General features: G+C 71.0%; 12 protein-coding genes. 6 read left to right on the top strand and 6 right to left on the bottom strand.

Going from position 1 to position 18,252, the window contains the following annotated elements; genetic code table 11:
* Positions 1 to 10 precede the first annotated feature (10 nt).
* The 4 genes from hpaE to ACDF64_RS12775 are packed head-to-tail and all read left to right on the top strand — an operon-like array spanning position 11 to position 4,261.
* Entirely contained in the window at positions 11 to 1,546 is a 1,536-nt protein-coding gene (gene hpaE / locus ACDF64_RS12790; protein ID WP_394551737.1) for a 5-carboxymethyl-2-hydroxymuconate semialdehyde dehydrogenase, read from the top strand.
* Position 1,547: 1 nt separating this feature from the next.
* Complete coding sequence (hpaD, locus tag ACDF64_RS12785; protein ID WP_394551736.1) at positions 1,548 to 2,705, top strand: 3,4-dihydroxyphenylacetate 2,3-dioxygenase; 1,158 nt, start codon at positions 1,548 to 1,550, stop codon at positions 2,703 to 2,705.
* A 9-nt stretch (positions 2,706 to 2,714) separates the two neighbouring features.
* Positions 2,715 to 3,500: a 2-keto-4-pentenoate hydratase gene (locus ACDF64_RS12780; protein ID WP_394551735.1), complete on the top strand. Its 786-nt coding sequence runs from the start codon at positions 2,715 to 2,717 to the stop codon at positions 3,498 to 3,500.
* Entirely contained in the window at positions 3,485 to 4,261 is a 777-nt protein-coding gene (locus ACDF64_RS12775; RefSeq protein ID WP_394551734.1) for an HpcH/HpaI aldolase/citrate lyase family protein, read from the top strand. The genes ACDF64_RS12780 and ACDF64_RS12775 overlap by 16 nt, the downstream gene beginning before the upstream one ends.
* 56 nt (positions 4,262 to 4,317) lie before the next feature.
* On the opposite strand, the gene ACDF64_RS12770 is transcribed toward ACDF64_RS12775, so the two are convergent.
* A complete protein-coding gene (locus ACDF64_RS12770; protein ID WP_394551733.1) occupies positions 4,318 to 6,237 on the bottom strand; it encodes a S41 family peptidase in 1,920 nt (639 codons plus the stop codon).
* A gap of 264 nt (positions 6,238 to 6,501) precedes the next feature.
* On the bottom strand, positions 6,502 to 9,054 hold the full coding sequence (locus ACDF64_RS12765) for a right-handed parallel beta-helix repeat-containing protein (protein ID WP_394551732.1): 2,553 nt from the start codon (positions 9,052 to 9,054) through the stop codon (positions 6,502 to 6,504).
* Between the two features lie 487 nt (positions 9,055 to 9,541).
* Here ACDF64_RS12765 and ACDF64_RS12760 point away from each other — a divergent pair, with 487 nt between their 5' ends.
* Positions 9,542 to 10,168, top strand: a complete 627-nt coding sequence (locus tag ACDF64_RS12760) for a hypothetical protein (protein WP_394551731.1) — start codon at positions 9,542 to 9,544, stop codon at positions 10,166 to 10,168.
* An 80-nt stretch (positions 10,169 to 10,248) separates the two neighbouring features.
* On the opposite strand, the gene ACDF64_RS12755 is transcribed toward ACDF64_RS12760, so the two are convergent.
* The gene (locus ACDF64_RS12755) at positions 10,249 to 11,520 is read right to left on the bottom strand and encodes a hypothetical protein (RefSeq protein ID WP_394551730.1); all 1,272 of its coding nucleotides are present in this window, start codon (positions 11,518 to 11,520) and stop codon (positions 10,249 to 10,251) included.
* Between the two features lie 272 nt (positions 11,521 to 11,792).
* Here ACDF64_RS12755 and ACDF64_RS12750 point away from each other — a divergent pair, with 272 nt between their 5' ends.
* Positions 11,793 to 12,251, top strand: coding sequence for a DUF1801 domain-containing protein (locus tag ACDF64_RS12750; protein ID WP_394551729.1), 459 nt, complete (start codon positions 11,793 to 11,795; stop codon positions 12,249 to 12,251).
* A 31-nt stretch (positions 12,252 to 12,282) separates the two neighbouring features.
* Here ACDF64_RS12750 and ACDF64_RS12745 read toward each other — a convergent pair whose 3' ends face one another.
* From ACDF64_RS12745 to ACDF64_RS12735, 3 genes are all read right to left on the bottom strand, one after another.
* Positions 12,283 to 14,571: a glycoside hydrolase family 65 protein gene (locus tag ACDF64_RS12745; RefSeq protein ID WP_394551728.1), complete on the bottom strand. Its 2,289-nt coding sequence runs from the start codon at positions 14,569 to 14,571 to the stop codon at positions 12,283 to 12,285.
* 192 nt (positions 14,572 to 14,763) lie between these two features.
* The gene (locus ACDF64_RS12740; RefSeq protein ID WP_394551727.1) at positions 14,764 to 17,394 is read right to left on the bottom strand and encodes a xyloglucanase; all 2,631 of its coding nucleotides are present in this window, start codon (positions 17,392 to 17,394) and stop codon (positions 14,764 to 14,766) included.
* 137 nt (positions 17,395 to 17,531) lie between these two features.
* Positions 17,532 to 18,218 carry an NUDIX domain-containing protein gene (locus ACDF64_RS12735; protein WP_394551726.1) on the bottom strand — a complete coding sequence of 229 codons (687 nt, stop codon included), beginning with the start codon at positions 18,216 to 18,218 and terminating at the stop codon, positions 17,532 to 17,534.
* Between the last annotated feature and the right edge of the window lie 34 nt (positions 18,219 to 18,252).

Genomic DNA, 18,252 nt, shown 5'->3' with positions numbered 1-18,252 from the left:
AGGAGCATCCATGACCGACACCGACACCGCCGTCGCGTCCCGGCACGTGCCGGCCGGCCTGCCCGAGCGCATCCGGCACTACATCGACGGCGAGTCGGTCGACTCGGCCGACGGCGACACGTTCGACGTGCTCGACCCCGTGTCGAACGAGGTATACGTCCGGGCCGCGGCCGGCAAGCGGGCCGACGTCGACCGCGCCGTGGCCGCCGCCCGGCGCGCGTTCGCCGAGGGGCCGTGGCCGCGGATGCTCCCGCGCGAGCGGTCCCGAATCCTGCACCGCATCGCCGACCTCGTGGAGTCGCGCGACGCGCGGCTGGCCGAGCTCGAGTCGTTCGACTCGGGCCTGCCCATCACGCAGGCGCTCGGGCAGGCGCGGCGCGCCGCCGAGAACTTCCGGTTCTTCGCCGACCTGATCGTCGCGCAGGTCGACGACGCGTTCAAGGTGCCCGGGCGCCAGGTCAACTACGTCAACCGCAAGCCGATCGGCGTGGCCGGGCTGATCACCCCGTGGAACACGCCGTTCATGCTCGAGTCCTGGAAGCTCGGCCCCGCGCTCGCGACCGGGAACACGGTCGTGCTGAAGCCGGCAGAGTTCACGCCGCTGTCGGCCTCGCTCTGGGCCGGCATCTTCGAGGAGGCCGGGCTCCCGCAGGGCGTCTTCAACCTCGTGCACGGGCTCGGCGAGGAGGCGGGCGACGCGCTCGTGCGGCATCCGGACGTCCCGCTCATCTCGTTCACCGGCGAGAGCCGCACCGGACAGGTCATCTTCGCCAACGCGGCGCCGCACCTGAAGGGCCTGTCGATGGAGCTCGGCGGCAAGAGCCCGGCCGTCGTGTTCGCCGACGCCGACCTGGACGCGGCCGTCGACGCGACGATCTTCGGCGTGTTCTCGCTGAACGGCGAACGCTGCACGGCCGGGAGCCGCATCCTCGTCGAGCGCGCGGTCTACGACGAGTTCGTCGAGCGCTACGCGGCGCAGGCGACGCGCGTGCGGGTCGGATTCCCGCACGACCCGGCAACCGAGGTCGGCGCGCTCGTCCACCCCGAGCACTACGAGAAGGTCGTCTCGTACATCGAGATCGGCAGGACCGAGGGGCGCCTCGTCGCGGGCGGCGGCCGGCCCGCCGGATTCGAGACCGGCAACTTCGTCGAGCCGACCGTCTTCGCCGACGTGCCGGCCGACGCGCGCATCTTCCAGGAGGAGATCTTCGGGCCCGTCGTCGCGATCACGCCGTTCGACACCGAGGCGGAGGCGCTCGCCCTCGCGAACGGCACGAAGTACGGCCTCGCCGCGTACATCTGGACCAACGACCTGCAACGCGCGCACACCTTCGCCCACGCCGTCGAGGCGGGCATGGTCTGGCTCAACTCGAACAACGTCCGCGACCTGCGCACGCCGTTCGGGGGCGTGAAGGCGTCGGGCCTCGGCCACGAGGGCGGCACGCGCTCGATCGACTTCTACACCGACCAGCAGGCGGTGCACATCACGCTCGGCGAGGTGCACAACCCGACCTTCGGCGCACGCCGGGCAGAGGAAGGCCGCTGACATGACCCACGACGGCAAGACCCGCACCTCCTCCGGCTTCTTCGTCTCGCAGGAGGCGCCGATCCACGCCGCGGACCCGATCCGGACCCCGGCGAGCGCGCCGCCGGACATCCTGCGCTGCGCGTCCATGGAACTCGTCGTGACCGACCTCGCGGCATCGCGCGAGTTCTACGTCGACGTGCTCGGCCTCGTCGTGACCGAGGAGGACGACCACGCGGTGTACCTCCGCTCGATGGAGGAGTTCATCCACCACAACCTCGTGCTCCGCGAGGGGCCCGTCGCCGCGCTCGCCGCGTTCTCCTATCGCGTGCGCACGCCCGCGGACCTCGACAAAGCCGTGGCGTTCTACACCGAGCTCGGCTGCGAGGTGCGACGCAGCGCCACCGGCTTCGCGAAGGGCGTCGGCGACTCGGTGCGCGTCGTCGACCCGCTCGGGTTCCCGGTCGAGTTCTTCCACGACGTCGAGCACGTCGAGCGCCTCGCGTGGCGGTACGACCTGTACACGCCCGGCGCGCTCGTGCGGCTCGACCACTTCAACCAGGTGACGCCGGACGTCCCGCGCGCCGTCGCGTTCATGCAGGACCTCGGGTTCCGTGTGACCGAGGACATCCAGGACGACGACGGCACCGTGTACGCCGCCTGGATGCGCCGGAAGCCCACGGTGCACGACACCGCGATGACGGGCGGCGACGGGCCCCGCATGCACCACGTCGCGTTCTCGACGCACGAGAAGCACAACATCCTCGCGATCTGCGACAAGCTCGGCGCGCTGCGCCGGTCGGATGCGATCGAGCGCGGCCCCGGGCGGCACGGCGTCTCGAACGCGTTCTACCTGTACCTGCGCGACCCCGACGGCCACCGCGTCGAGATCTACACGCAGGACTACTACACGGGCGACCCCGACAACCCGGTCGTCACGTGGGACGTGCACGACAACCAGCGCCGTGACTGGTGGGGCAATCCGGTCGTCCCGTCCTGGTACACGGATGCCTCGCTCGTGCTCGACCTCGACGGGAACCCGCAGCCCGTGGTCGCGCGCACCGACACGTCGGAGATGGCCGTCACGATCGGCGCCGACGGCTTCTCGTACACGCGTCCCGACGAGGAAACGATGCCCGAATACAAGCAGGGCGAGTACAAGCTCGGCCACCAGCTCTGAGAGGCACGGATGCTCCCTCCCGACGTGATCCACGCGCTGGCCGACGAACTCGCCGAGGCCGAGCGCACGCACGGCCTGCTCCCCCGCATCACCGCGCGCCATCCCGAGGCGACCGTCGAGGACTCGTACGCGATCCAGGGCGTGTGGCGCGACCGGAACCTCGCGGCGGGCCGACGGCTCGTGGGCCGGAAGATCGGCCTGACGTCGAAGGCGATGCAGCGCGCGACGGGCATCGACGAGCCCGACTACGGCGTGATGTTCGAGGACACCGTGTACGCATCGGGCGCCGAGATCCCGGTCGACCGCTTCTCGAACGTCCGCGTCGAGGTCGAGCTCGCGTTCGTGCTCGCCGCTCCCCTCGAAGGCCCGCACTGCACGCTCGCCGACGCCATCCTGGCGATCGAGGTCGCCGTGCCCGCGCTCGAGGTGCTCGACTCGCGCCTCGAGCTCGCAGGCCGCACGATCGTGGACACGATCGCCGACAACGCGGCCTACGGCGCGATGGTGCTCGGCACGACCCGCAAGCGACCGGACGAACTCGACCTGCGCTGGGTTCCGGGCGTGCTCGCGCGAAACGGCGAGATCGAGGAGACCGGCGTCGCGGCCGGCGTGCTCGGCCACCCGGCGACGGGGGTCGCCTGGCTCGCGAACAAGCTCCACCAGCACGGCGCCCGGCTCGAGGCGGGCGAGATCATCCTCGCGGGGTCGTTCACGCGGCCGCTGTGGGTGTCGCGCGGCGATGTCGTGCACTGCGATTACGGACCGATGGGAGTCGTCGAATGCCGCTTCAGCTGAACCCGACGCTGCGCGACGCGCTCGAGGCCGCCGAGCGTCCGCTCGCCGGGATGTGGGTGTGCACCGGCAGCCCGCTCGTCGCTGAGATCGCCGCGGGATCGGGCCTGGACTGGGTGCTCATCGACATGGAGCACGCGCCGAACGGACTCGAGTCGGTGCTCGCGCAGCTGCAGGCGGTGGCCGCGTCCCCGGTCACGCCGGTCGTGCGCGTGCCCTCGCACGACCCGGCGACGATCAAGCAGGTGCTCGACCTCGGCGCGCAGAACCTGCTCGTGCCCATGGTCGAGACGCGGGCGGACGCCGAGGCGGTCGTCGCCGCGGCCCGGTATCCGCCACGGGGCATCCGCGGCGTGGGCTCGGCGCTCGGGCGCTCCGCACGCTGGAACCGGGTCGAGGGCTACCTCGCCCACGCCGATGCGCACGTCTCGCTGTTCGTGCAGGTCGAGACCGCTGCGGCGGTCGCGAACTCCGCCGAGATCGCCGCGGTCGACGGCGTCGACGGCGTGTTCGTCGGCCCGAGCGACCTCGCGGCGTCGATGGGCCACCTCGGCGCGCAGACCCATCCCGACGTCGTCGCCGCGGTCCTCGCGGTGTTCGACACGGTCCGTGCGGCCGGCAAGCCGGTCGGCGTGAACGCATTCGACCCCGCGATCGCGGCCGCCTACCTGGATGCCGGCGCGCGGTTCATCCTCGTCGGCGCCGACGTCACGCTCCTCGCACGCGGCTCCGAGGCACTCGCCGCGGCGTTCGCGCGCCGCTAGCGCAGGGCGATCGGATGCCCCTCACCGACTGACGGCGGCCAGGTGCCCGACGCCGCTCAGAGCGAGAGCTGCCGTGCGGCGACGAGCACTCCGCTCGCGAAGCCCTCCACTCGCAGCGTGGCGCCGCCGGCCGGTGCGGCGAACTCGATCCGCGTGGTGCCGTCCTGCGTGACGGCGGTGGCCACGGGTCGACCGTCGACGTAGACGTCGACGCTGTCGATCGCGCTCGTCCGCAGGTCGAGTCCGGTGACGCCCGCGCCCTGCCCGTCGAGCTCGGCGTCGAGCACACGCACCGTGCCCTCCGCGAGGATCGCGCCGGCCCGCTCCATGAGGTCGACGTTGTCCTGCAGGACGTCCCGGCGGGTGATCGGGTGGACCTCGTCCGGGACGACGCCCAGGTCTTCGACCGGCTGCCCGAACCGAGCGCCGACGCGCAGGCAGCGTCGCAGCGAGACCCGGAACGCGGCACCGGCGGGCAGGGCGCGCAGCGGACCGCCCGTCCAGTCCTCCCGCAGCGCCTCGTGGGTGAGGACGTTCGCGCCGCCCGCGCCGGTGTTGTCGTCCACCCCGAGCACGCGGCCGATCTCGTGGTCCTGGAAGCCGGCGGCGAAGATGTCGGTCGCGCTGTAGCAGAGCGCATCGGTGATCAGGACGACCGGGCCGTGGTACAGCTGGCCGACGCTGTTGACGACCTCCTCGGGGTAGAGCGGCAGCGCGCTCGAGAACGGTGCGCCCGTCGTGATCGACTCGTCGATGGAGTCCTTCCAGGCGCGGTAGTCCTCCACCGCGGCGCAGAGGTCGGCGGTGTACCGGTTGTTGATGAACTGCATCGGCTCGGGCTGGATGCGCCTCGGGGTGAAGAACTGCAACAGGAACTCCGAGGCGATCACGAACCCTCCGCCGTTCCCGCGCACGTCGAGGATGAGGCCGTCGGGAGGCAGCACGCCGAGCAGGCGGGCGACCTCGTTGACGAACGCGTCGATCCCGTCGTCCTCCATGTGGAACGTGAAGATCCGCAGGTGGCCGAACGTGCCGTGCGTCGTCGTCACCGTGCGGGCCTTGAGTTCGGGGCGCGTGGTGGGCACGATCCCGGCCGCGCGCTGGGCGTCGGTCGGCTGCGGCACCTCCACGGCTCCCTGCTCGGCGCGGGGGTCCGTGCGGAACGACGCGGGCGCGAACAGCCGCCGTTTCACCTGGCGGCTGAGTTCGGTCTTCAGGTCGAGGCCGACCAGGTGGGATGCCGGCGCGGCGACGCCGCGCGGCATCCCCGCGCTCGCGTCGCCGCCCGCGAGGTCCTCGGATGACTCGAACACCCGCCACGGCAGTCGCGTCTCGTGCTCGGTGCCGTCGACGAGGTAGGTGAGGTCGACCCAGTCCTCGTCCGGCGGCAGGGACATCCCGATCGGACGGATCGTCATCGCCTCGAGTCCGCGAGCGAGGCTCGCGGCCTTGTTGCTGCCCGCCTCGCGGCCGGCGTTGCGTTCGACCGCGATCGCCATCGGTGCGCCGTTCCAGTGCGTGACCGTGGCCCCGACCACGAGGTCGGGGTCGCCCGTGAGGTGGTCGAACGTCTTCGTGACGACCCAGTGCGGCTCGTCGCCGTCGAAGCACCGCTCGACGAGGATGCCGAGGAACGCGAACCCGGCGTACCGGTCGGGGAGGATGTAGTTCGTGTGCAGGTCGCGCAGGCCGAGGACGACCCGCTGGAGCGCCGCGTGGAACTCCGGTTCGGTGAGCCTCGGCGATCGGTAGCGGAGCAGCCGGAGGCTCTGCAGGGGGTCCACCGCGTGCATCGCCCGCTTCAGCGGCAGGTGGACGTAGAGCCCCTCGAGCAGGAGTTCGGCCTGGTCGAGGAGCACCATGCGGTCAGCCTGCGTGAGCGCATCGGATTCCACGTCGGAGCGGAACTCCGGCATCGTGCGAACCGTGCCGAGGTCGTGGTCGCGACCCAGCGTCGCGGTGGTGAGAGACGGCATGGGAACCTCCCCGGTGGTCCTCGAGCGCTCGCCGGGCGGATGCTGCCGGGCCGGCAGCACCTCGCAACCGGACGAACGGATTGCGCGACTGATTCACCGAGGGTCCCCGGCCGGCGGGGCGATCCGGAACGAACCCGTCAGCGCCGTCCTACGCCGATCGGCAGGCTGCGACAGTCCTCACTTTCAGGGACGCGGCGGGTGCCCGGGCGGAAGCGAGAGGCCCCGCCGAACGGTGTTCGGCGGGGCCTCTCGGTGCGCGAGCGGTCAGTTCACGGCGATGGTCGGGAACGTCGTCCTCGCCCAGTCCGGCCAGGTGACGTTCGGCTGCGCCGTGGCGGGGACGGTCGTCCCCTCGGCACCGGCCGCCTCCTGTCCGGTCGCCGCCCGGAACGCGGTCAGCGTCGTGTACTGGACGGTCCCGCTCTTCGTGGTGTTGAACTTGAACGGGGAGGCCGGGTTGCCGCCGGTGCGGACGTAGCGGTTGCCGTTCGCGACGTTGCCCTGGTCGGCCCAGCTCCGGGCACCCGTGTAGTCCTGGGACCACAGGAGCGGCGTCGCGTTCGTGCCGATCATGGTGTTCCGGATGACCTGGACCTGGGTGTTCAGCCAGGGCATCGTGGGGTCCGGCGCGGAGAAGCGGCTGTCGACCCCGTAGTGCCCGGTGACCGGCACCCGGTTGTCCTGCAGGATCACGATGTTCCCGTCGCCGCTGCCCGAGACCACGTTGCCCTTGAGGATCGACATGGTCGAGTCGTTGATCAGGATCCCGTGCCCGGCGTTGTCCTTCAGCAGGTTGCCGGAGAAGATGCCGCGCGAGGAGATCTCGAAGAAGATCCCGTGGTTGCCGTTGCCCTGGATACGGGTGCCGGTGATGGCGACCTGGAAGCAGGAGACGTCGAACCAGATCCCGGTGCCGCCGTTGCCGGTGATGTCCGAGTTCGTGATCGTGACCCCGCGCGAGCGGTTCAGCTTGAAGCCGCCCGCGGTCGGCGCCATGTTGAAGTGCTCGGAATTGCTTCCGGTGACCTTCAGGCGGTCCAGCTTCGAGTTGTCGGCCTTGTTCGCACCGACGCCGAGCATCCCCGAGTTCTCGACCGTGACGTTCCGGATGGTGGCTCCGGCGTTCCCGATGAACAGGCCGGTGGTCGCGGACTCGGTGATGATCACGTTCTCGAGGGTCGCGTTCGTCGACTCGAGCGTCACGGTGCCCATGTCCGGGTTCGACGTGGAGTACCGGCGGATCCCGATGCCGCGGACGGTGACGCCGTCGGCTCGGAGCTGCAGCGCCCGGGTGGTGTCCCCGGAGCGCACGGTCTTCCCGGTGGGGTCGGTGCCGACGACGAGCGCGTGGTTCGCGTCGTCGACCCAGAAGGTGCCGGCGACGACCTGGGCGCGCGTCTGCACCTCACGGAGCTCGGTGCCGTCCACGTAGGTCTGGTCCGGATGCGCCGCCATCGGGTAGTTCGCGTTCACGAACTGCCAGTTCGCGGTCGTGCTGTCGGCAGCGCCCTTGGTGAAGGTGGGGCTGGAGTCCAGCGCGACGTTCCAGTTGGTGTGACGCCAGGCCGTGCCATCCTTCACCCACCCGGTGACCGCGACGGTGCCGTCCATCCAGACGACCTCGCCCGGGTAGGCCTGGATGGTGACGCCGGCCTTGTAGACCGCGACGTTCTCGTGGTACTCGCCGCCCCGCAGGACGATGGTGCCGCCGGCCGCGGTGCCCGAGAGGGCCGCGTTCAGCGTCTGGTAGGGGCTGGAGACGGTGCCGTTGCCGCCCGCGGCAGCGGTCGGGGAGACGTACTTCGCGCCGGCGGGGATCGCGTAGTTCGTCGATCCGAGCGGTGCGGACCCGGCGTTCGGGTTGAGCGTCTCCACGGCGGCCGGTGCGCCCGCGCTGGTGCTCGGCGTCGGGGTCGGCGGGGTGGGCGTCGGAGTCGGCGTGGCCGTCGGCGGTGCGACCGTCGTGGACGACGCCACCTTCACCGGGGTGCCGCCGGACCAGACCTTGTTCGTGTAGCCGGCCTTGGCGTAGATCACGCCGACGTGGAGGTACTTCCCGGAGTCCGCCGCCGTGGGCGTGTACGACGTGTTCGACGCGCCCTCGACGATCTTCGTCCAGCTGCCGCCGGGCGTGGCGGAGTCGGAGCGGAACCACTGGTACCAGGCCGCGTCCGGCGTGGGCGCCCAGTCGGAGCCGGCCGTGATCGTCAGCGGCTTCCCGACCTCCGGCGTGCCGGAGATGGTGGGCGCCTGGGTCCCGGTGAAGGTGGTCGCCCCGGAGGTCGGCGGCGTGGCCGTCGCGGATGCCACCTTGACGGGCGCCCCGCCGGACCAGACCTTGTTCGTATAGCCGGCCTTCGCGTAGATCACGCCGACGTGGAGGTACTTCCCGGAGTCGGCCGCCGTGGGCGTGTAGGACTTGTTCGACGCGCCCTCGACGATCTTCGTCCAGCTGCCGCCGGGCGTCGCGGAGTCGGAGCGGAACCACTGGTACCAGGCCGTATCCGGCGTGGGCGCCCAGTCGGAGCCGGCCGTGATCGTCAGCGGCTTCCCGACCTCCGGCGTGCCGGAGATGGTGGGCGCCTGGGTCCCCGTGAAGGCGGATGCGGCGGCGGTCGACACGGAGCCCGCGGGTGCGGCGAAGGCGGGCTGGACGGCGAAGCCGGTTCCCACGAGTGCGCCGACGGCGAGGACGGTGCCGGCCGCGAGGCTGAAGCGCCGTCGGGCCCTTCGGCTCCTGCGCGTCGAGGTGATGGCGGCTCGAGAGCCTGCCACGGGCGTGTACTGGTCTTCGGAGGAGTTCTGGTTCTGCATCATATTCACAAGCGCCAGGGCACGGAGGCGGTACCGGGTGCCGGGCACGGATCTCGATCCACTCGGGTACAGGGGGCGTCGCCGGGGGCGAAGTTGGCAGTCTGCACAGGGTTTCTGGACGAACACTCACCTTTTCCCGAGAATGCGATCCGGGGTGGTGCGCTCGGAGCAGGTTCCTGATATTGACCCCCGAACTGGGGGCAAGCTTGCGAGCGCCGGTCGCGACGGGACCGACCGCGACGCGGCGGGACCCTTCGGTGCGTGATTCCGAGCGCCGATCGGCCCTCGAACGCGGGGCCGCGCCACCGCCGGCGCGCCGCCTAAGCTCGGTTCTCGTGTGCCGCCGGAAGCCCCGACTTCCGCGCCACTTCGGCCTGCAGCCCGTACCGCACGCCGGATCATCCGCCATGAGGAGCGAGCCAGCAGTGAACCCCAGAGACCGGCGCCCGCGTCGTCCCGTTGCCGGTCGAGTGTGCGTTCGGCACGACGCATGAGGGCCTTCTTCGCCAAGCGCGTGCTGCTCTGGCCGCTCCTCCTCACGGGCGTGCTCGTCGTGTCATGCGGCGTCATCGGCGCACCGGCGGCGATGCGCGCGCTCCCGACGCTCTCGCTGTTCGGCACGGAGTCCGAGGAGCGCGACACGCAGGTCATCCAAGCCGTCGTCCGCGAGGAACAGGTCGTGCTGTTGAGCCTCGGCATCCAGGGGATCTCCGAGAAGAACGACACGAGCACGTTCCTCGGAACGAGGGTCCCCGGCAGTGAGCGAGCGACGTTCGTCCAGTACGCCTTCAGCGCGAAGCTGGGCATCGACGGCGGCGCCGTCACCATCGAGCAGACCGGCGAGGACGAGTACCTGATCTCGATCCCGGAGTTCGAGTTCATCGGGCACGACGACGAGCGGTTCGAGCTCGTCGGCGAGCAGAACGGCGTGCTCAGCTGGATGACTCCCGAGATCGACACCGTCGAGATGATCAACGCCATCCTGAGCGACGACGTGAAGCACGAGTACCTCGACGCCAACGAGAAGATCCTGCAGGACCAGGCGCAGGCCTTCTACAGCGGCATCATCACGAGCATCGACCCGACCCTGACCGTCCGGTTCGCGTTCCGCGATTGACCGCATAGGGCTGACGCGAGCGCCGAGGCCGAGGCCCAGGCCCAGGCCGCGATCGAACGCCCTCGCGTCAGCCCCGCGCGTCAGCCTTCGAGCGCGTAGTCGGGCTCGGCCGGCGTCGCCGTGCCTTCGAGCGTGTCGCGCTTCCTCCGGAAGAGCCCCGCAACGCTCCCGCCCACGGTGTCCGCCGCTCCGGAGATGGCCCCGCCCACGCCCTTCAGCGCGGTGAGCGCCTGGGGCGCGTCCGCGATCCCGTCGCCGTCGAGGTCGACGCTCCGGAACGGGCGCGCCACGGCGCCGGCTGCGGTCGCGACGCCGCCGCCGACCGTGCTCGCCGTGCCCGCGAACCAGTTCCCCGTCGACTTCGCCGCTTCTTCCAGTGCGGCCAGCGCCCGGTTCGGTTCGACGTCGTGGTCGCCGTCGTCGGGCGTGGCCTTCACGGGAACGGCCAGGTGCCGGGGGAACTCGGCCGGCGCCTCGGCGAAGGCGGCCCGGGATGCCTCGATGACGTCGCGGCCGAAGACGAAGCGGGTGACGCCTCCCGCGAGCGCCCCGACGCCGTACTCGATCGCCGCCTGCTGCTTTCCGCTCAGGTTCTCGCGCACCGAATCGAGCTGGCCGGTCTGGATGGTCCGGACCAGGCTCTGCGCCCCACCGGCGGGAAGGGTGTCCGCGAGCGTGTTCGCCCAGTGCGACCAGTCCGAGCGGCCGCCGGCGATGTGGTGGGCGACGTCGACGACGCCCGGGGACGACACGTCCGCGAGGTCCGATGCCATCGTCGCGATCTGCTGCTGGCTGACCCGACCGTTCGAGAGTCCGTAGACGAGGGCGTGCGCCTGGTCCTGGTCGAGGTCCATGCCGTGGATGTCGGCGATCGCGAGCCCGAAGATCGCGGTGATCTCGAACTGGAGTTGCTCATCCCCGGCCGGGAGGAGTGCCGCAACGCGCTGCGCGCCGGTCTTCGCGGCTCCCAGCGCCACGGTCTTCGCGGCCTGTTTCGCGGCGGCCTTGGCCGCAGCCTTGGTCGCTTCCCGGCCGGCCTGCTTGGCGGCCTGCTGGCCGGCGCTCTTGACTCCGGCCGCGGCGGCCCCGACGCCGGGGATCAGCGCGATGCCGATGTCGGCCGCGATCGTGCCCGCGGTGATGATGGCGCCCGCCGTCGTGATCGAAGCGCCGTAATGACGCTCGAGCATCCGGATCACCTCGGCAGGCGTCGCGTCGGGGTTCCGCCGGCGGATGCGCATCACGTACTTGCGGGCGATCGAGTGACGGGCGCTGACCGCCTTCGCGATGTCGCGCGCGGCTTCCTCGACCGAGAGCTCGGTCGCCAGCGTGATGGGTTCGGCGTCGGTCATCGCGTTCCTTCTTGCGTCCTCGAACCGCGGCGGTGCGACGGCTGATCGGTGTCGCCCGCGGGGGATGCAGGACGAGTCGGATGCTCCGGGCGAGTGCCGCCTCGTCACATCTCGAATCCGAGGCTAGGCGCGGCTCCATGCCGTGACCTACCGCGCGGACGCCCCATTTCTAGGGGCACGCGACATCGCCGCAGGTGTTCGGGGCCGGGCGGTGCGCGGCCGATCGTGGGAAGGGGGCGACGGATTCCGGCTCGAGGAGCACAATGTGCAGCATGACTGGTCCAGCCGACGGCGACCGCCGGCTCGACGACTACCTCGCGTCACTCGATGCGCAGACCGTCGAGGACAGCGAAACCCTGATCGAGCTGATGCAGCGCATCAGCGGGCACCAGCCGAAGCTCTGGAACGTCGGCACGATCGGGTTCGGCACCTACCACTACCGGTACGACACCGGCCGCGAGGGCGACGGCCACACGATCGGCTTCTACCCCCGGAACGGCAAGATCACGGTGTACCTGATGGACGGCACAGCGCGGCACGCGGCGCTCCTGGCCGACTTGGGCCGTCATACCGAGACCGGGTACTGCGTCTACATCAAGCGGCTCAGCGACGTCGACCTCGAGGTCCTCGAGCAGATCGTCCGGGACTCGTACGCGTTCGTCGCATCGAAGGCCCAGGACGGCCCGATACGCGGGATCCTCTGGAAGGCGGAACCCGGCGACGCCTCCTAGATGGATGGGGAGCGGGGCGGGAAGCTGCGTTTCAGGCGCCGTCCTGCACCCGGAGGCTCACGACGAGTTCACCGTCGACGACCTCGCGCCGACCGTGCACGTCGAGTTCGAGCGGCTCCCCCTCGCGGAGCGCGATCCGCACGAGCTCGGCCTCGACCCGCACCTCGAGCACGCGGCCGCGGTACCCGACGGTGAACGAGAACGCCGACCAGCCCGCGGGACAGAACGGGCGGAACGAGAGGCCGGCGTCGGTCGCCCGCATCCCGGCGAATCCCTGCACGATCGCCAGCCACGCACCGCTCATCGAGGTGATGTGCAGGCCGTCCTCGGTGTCGTTGTTGTAGTTGTCGAGGTCGAGCCGCGCGGTGCGCCGATACAGTTCGATCGCCTTCTCGCGCTCGCCGATCGCGGCGGCGAGCACCGCGTGGATCGATGCCGACAGCGACGACTCGTGCACCGTCATCGGCTCGTAGAACTCGAAGTTGCGACGCAGTTCGTCGGCGGTGAAGTCCTCCTCGAACAGGTACATGCCCTGGAGCACGTCGGCCTGCTTGATGAAGCACGACCGCAGGATCCGGTCCCACGACCAGTGCTGGTTGAGCGGGCGCTCGTCGGCCGGGATCGTGTCGGTGTGGCGGAGGTCCTTGTCGAGGAACGTGTCGTGCTGCACGTTGACGGCGAGCGCGGCGTCGTACGGAAGGTACATGCGGTCGGCGATCTCGCGCCACCGTGCGCGCTCGTCAGCCGGCACACCCAGCTCACCCGCACGCCCCGGCCGCAGTTCGTCCAAGGCCGTGGCGGTGTACCGGAGCACCCACGCGGCGAGGGTGTTGGTGTACCAGTTGTTGGCGACGTTGTTCTCGTACTCGTTCGGGCCGGTCACGCCGTGGATCATGTACGCGCCCGCATGATCGCTGAAGTGCACCCTGTCGGCCCAGAACCGGGCGATCTCGACGAGCACCTCGATCCCGGGACCCTCCAGGTACGACCGATCACCGGTGTACCGCGTGTAGTTGTGGATCGCGTAGGCGATGGCGCCGTTGCGGTGGATCTCCTCGAACGTGATCTCCCACTCGTTGTGGCACTCGATCCCGTTGAAGGTCACCATCGGGTAGAGCGCGCCGGCGAGGCCCTGTTGCCGTGCGTTGTGCCGCGCCTGCGGGAGCTGGGCACGACGGTACGCGAGGAGCGCCCGCGACACCTCGGGAGACGCGAGCGAGAGGTAGAGCGGCACGAGGTAGGCCTCGGTGTCCCAGTAGGTGGCGCCGCCGTACTTCTCGCCCGTGAAGCCCTTGGGGCCGATGTTGAGTCGCTCGTCTTCCCCGTAGTAGGTCGAGAACAGGTGGAAGAGGTTGAACTGGATGCCCTGCTGCGCCTCGTCGTCGCCCTCGATCACGACCTGCGCACGGGCCCAGCGCTCCTCCCAGCGCGCCGAGTGCGCGGCCAGGTGGTCGTCGAAGGTGCGGCCCTCGGATGCCCCGAGCAGGTCGCGCACCGCGTCGACGTGCTCCGCCTCCTCGACGTCACGGGTCGTGACGACGGCGGTCGTCTTCCGGAGCTCGGCCGACGCTCCTGCGGCGAGCGTGCCCTCGAACGCGAGGCCGGCCTGGAGCGGGGCATCCACCATGCCGGATGCCTCGAGCCCCGTGGCATCCGCCCGCATGCCGGCCGTCACGGTGAACTGCGGGGTCCCGAACGGGTTCGGGATCGTCCGCAGCGACAGGTGCGGGACCGGCGCGGCGCCGCGCCCGACCTCGCTCCAGAACTGCTCGCCGTAGTTCGCGTCGAGGTTGTGCACATCGCCGTCGATCCTCGGAGTCGCCCGCACGCGCACGGTTCCGTCGAGCACGGTGATCCTGAGCCGCTGCAGGCAGAGCTCGGGCGTGACGATCGAGAGGAACCGCGCGAACTCGAACCGGACGACGGACGATTCCGTACGGTACGTGAACGAGCGCGTGAGCAGGCCGTTCCGCAGGTCGAGCCGCAGCAGGAAGTCCTCGTGCCGGCCGGAGAACAGGTCGACGCGCTCGCCGTCGAGTTCGAGGTCGATCGCGATGAGGTTCGCCGCGTTGATGACCTTGCCGAAGTACTCGGGGTAGCCGTTCTTCCACCAGCCGACGCGGGTCTTGTCCGGGAACCAGACGCCCGCGACGTACGTCCCGCGGTGGCTGTCGCCGGAGTAGCCCTCCTCGAAGTTCCCGCGCATGCCCAGGTGCGCATTCCCCGTCGAGGTCATGGACTCGATCAGTCGGATGCGGCTGTCGTCCAGCCGACTGGTGCTGATCGCGTACGGCTCGATGTCGAACACCCGCTCGCTCATGCGCATGCCTCCCCTGCCGGCGATGGATGCGGTGCGGCATCCGAGTCCGACGGTATCGCGGGAACCGTGCTGTTCGCATGGTCGAACGCGACCGAGGGGAGGCCCGCACGCGCACCGCACGCACGCCACGCACCGACGGCGACGGGGGCGGCCGCTCGTGCGACCGCCCCCGCCTCCGCTCCCGCTCTGGGATCAGTCGAGCTGCTCCCACGGACCCCACGCCGATGCGCCGGGCTCCTGCCCGCGGGTCCACCACTTCGCGCGCCAGCGCACGCCGTCGCGGTCGACGACGTCGCCGGTCTCGAAGATCCGCGTCGGGGTCCAGACGCTCACGCCGGTCGGCGTCGCGGCGATCTCCTGCCAGGGGCCGTGGACATCACCCGGCTTCTGGTTCCGCGTCCACCACGTGGCGGTCCACACGGCGCCGCCCGATGTCACCACCGAGCCCGCCGGGTAGTCGTGCTTCGCGGCCCACGCGGCCGGCGCCGAGGCATCCGCGTCGTCGCCGACGACGATGCCGCGACCGTTCGTCGCCACGTACACGCGACCGAACACATCGGGGTCGCCCTCGATGTCGGCGCCGATCCAGCCGAACTGGTGCTCGTCGTCGTTGATGCGGGTCCAGGTCGAACCGCCGTCGATCGAACGCCACACGCCGCGGACGCCGTCGCGCTCGGCCGCCGTGTAGATCGCCGGCGACGTCGCACCGGGCGCCGCCTTGCCGAACCCGACCGTGTCGGCCGCGTCGAAGCCGGTCACCGCCGTCCAGGTGTCGCCGGCGTCGGCGCTGCGCCACAGCCCGTAGGGGCCGTCGTCCTCGCCGCCCGCGAGCCAGACCTGGCCCGGGGCGCCGGGCACGCCGGCGAAGCGCACCGGGCCCGCGACAGGGAGACCGCCCGCGGTCGCCGCCGCGAACGTCGCACCGGCATCCGTCGACCGGTAGAACGTGCCGCCGGCGAACCCGTACACGAGGTCCGCGTCGACGCGGTCGGCCTCGACGCGCGCGCCGTCCGGCAGGCCGGTCGAGGCCGTCCAGGTCGCGCCGCCGTCGGCCGAGTGACGCACGCCGGCGCCCGCGGGCGCCCACACGACGCCCTGGCCGTCGGCGGCCACGGCGAGCGTGCCGGAGCCGGTCGCCCCGGCGGCTGCGGGCGACGCGGTCCAGGTCGCGCCACTGTCGTGGGAGACGGCCGCGACGATCGCAGCGGTCCCGTCGGTGCCGGCGCGCGCGATGGTCTCCGGCGCGAGCCCGGCCGCGTCGACGCTCGTCGCGCCGCCGAAGTACGGCGCCTGGAACGTGTTCACGACGGTGTCGAGATCGTCGTGCACGAACCCGCCGAGGTCGAGCATCGCCGACACGAGGTCGACGTCGCCGGCCGGCGCGACGAGGTCCTGGATGGCGGTCTCCTCGATGCCGCCGGCGGCGGGCGCGAGGTGGATGACCCCGCCCGGCGCATCCCAGTTCGTCAGGTCCTCACTGCGATAGATCGTCGCGCCCGTGCCGTACATGAGTTCGTCGGAGTCGAACGGGTCGATCTCGAGCGCCGAGACCATCCAGCCGAGCTTCGGCGTCGGCTCGGACCACATCGTCGGCTCCCCGACCTGCTTGCCGAACGCGAGCCACGGCACCTCGTCGATCGACTGGTCGTACCTCGTGAGCAGGCTGCCGTTGCCGCTCGCGTCGTACGCGTAGTCCCAGATCTGCGTCCAGGTCCGGCCGCGATCGGTGGAGCGGAAGATCAGGATGTCCGGCCACCACTGGATCTGCGACGCCACCATGATCGTGTCGGGGTTCGTCCGGTCGACGGTGAGGCCGCCGAAGCCGAAGTCGACGCCGACCGGGCGCGAGGCGGGTGTGATGTCGGTCCAGGTGCCGTCGTCGATGCCGTAGCGCCACACCGCGCCGTCGGAACCGTCGTACGGCCCGGACGTGTTGCTCGTGGAGAGGTAGAGGAACCGGCCGGTCTCGTCGATGACGCCGTGGTGCGGCAGGAACCCGGTCGGGGCATCCGCCACCGGCTGCCAGGTGGCGCCGGCGTCGTCGGAGCGGTACAGGATGTCGTCGGTGTCGGCGACCGCGGTGAAGATCGTCTGCGTCGGCTCGCCGGCGGCAGCGGATGCCCCGTCGAAGGCCGTCCACAGCACCCCGAGGTTCTGCCCGAGGTACGAGTTGCCGGATCCCGCGTCGGGCACGAAGTCGCCCGCATTCGGGAACGACGCGACCTCGGACCACGTCACGCCGGCGTCGGTCGAACGCCACAGGCCCTGACCGCTCTCGGCGCCGTAGTAGAGGACCTCGTTGTCGTTCGGGTCGACCTGCAGGCGTTCGCCGATGCCGCGACCGGGCATGTTGCCGCCGACCTTGAACGGCAGCGCCGAGGCCTGCCAGGTGTCCCCGTAGTCGTCGGAGCGCAGGATCGCACCGTTGCTCGGGTCCCAGTCGTTCGTGTACATGCCGACGGCCGCGTACACCTTCGCGGTGTCGACCGGGTCGGTCGCGAGGCTGAGGACCCCGAGCCGGTTCCAGTCGTCCCAGCCGACGTGGTCGAGCAGCGGCACCCACTCGTCGGTCGCCCGGTCGAGCCGGTACGCTCCGCCGATGTCGGTGCGCGCGTAGACGAGCCCCTCCTCGGTCGGGTTGTAGATGATGCCGGGCACGTAGCCGCCGCCCGAGATCGCCGCGTTCGACCACTCGTAGCCGGGGCCGGCCGCTGGCGGACCGGCGGCTGCGCCCGCGGCAGCGAATGCTGCCGGGGCGGCGGCGAGGGGGATGACGGTGCCCGCTGCCAGCGCGAGCCCGATCGCCGTCCTGCTGAATCTCACGATTCGCACACTCCTTCGTGTCGGAGGCGACCGCGGTCGGCCGCCTCGGCGACCATATCGAAGCGCTTCGATCCGGCATGACGGTTGTCCACAGGCGCGCCTGGTCATCGACGCCGCCTCGGGGAGTACGCCGGACGCTACGGCTGCCGTCGCCGATACAGTTCCGCGGGCTTCCCGCGCGCACCGCGCCGCAGGACCCCGGTCGCCTCGAGCTGCGGCAGCATGAGTCGACGGAAGGCATCACGCGCGAGCCGCTCCCCGAGCACGGTCTCATGGAGGCGCCGGAGGTCGAAGATCGTGAAGGCGTCCGGAGGTTCGGCGTCGGTCGGTTCGCGTCGCGGCAGGAGTCCGGCGGGGTCGGGCGCTCGTCGGTAGTCGGCACGAAGCGACTCGACGGCCGCGGCGACGATGTCGTCGTGGTCGTACTTCAGGCCGACGGGTCCGGTCACGTCGACCAGGCGCGTGCGCGAGATGAGCTCCAGCCGGTGCGCCGGGACGACGTCGACGTGCGCGACGGACAGCACCCAGCCACGGTCATCGCGGTTCGGAGCGTCGAACACGCGGAGTTGCCTCGGGTCCAGCCCGGTGATCCCGGCCTTCAGTCGCAGCGCACGGAGCACGGCGTCCGCGAGCGTCTCCCCCGGGTGCAGGAACGTGCCGGGGAGCCTCCACTCGTCGCCACCGCCTCGGGCGGAGTCGTTCGTTCGGGTCAGCAGCACCGACAACGGACCGCCGTCGGGCACGGTGAGCACGGCGGTGTCGACCGCCACCGAGGGTCGCGGGTAGTCCTCGAGGGTGCGGTCGGAGCTGTCGCGGAAGACCATTCCCCCACTTTAGGTGGCATCCGCGCAAATGTCG

Origin of the sequence: Agromyces sp. MMS24-JH15, assembly GCF_043518605.1 — a bacterium.
Classification (GTDB): Bacteria; Actinomycetota; Actinomycetes; order Actinomycetales; family Microbacteriaceae; genus Agromyces.
This window is presented reverse-complemented; position numbering and strand designations above follow the sequence as displayed.